Annotated in this window: 1 pseudogene; it reads right to left on the minus strand. The window is 73.2% G+C overall.

Annotation, left to right across the window (positions count from 1 at the left end):
* A pseudogene (locus tag ACLBXO_RS32215) lies at positions 1–287 on the minus strand (methionine ABC transporter ATP-binding protein); the annotation flags it as partial.

Raw genomic sequence — 287 nt, forward strand, 5'->3', positions numbered from 1 at the left:
GCCCCCATCAGGCCGACCGCGTAGGGGTGGTGGGGCTTCGCGATCACCGAGGCGACCGGGCCGATCTCGGCGCCGCGCCCGGCATACATCACCGCCACCCGGTCGGCGGCCTCGGCGATCACGCCCATGTCGTGGGTCACCAGCATCACCGCGGTGCCGTGCTCGCGGCACAGGCGCGTCAGCAGCGTGATGATCTGGGCCTGGACCGAGACGTCCAGCGCCGTGGTCGGCTCGTCGGCGATGATCAGCTCCGGCTCGGCGGCGAGCGCGAGCGCGATCACCACCCG

The organism is Methylobacterium sp. C33D (assembly GCF_053345825.1).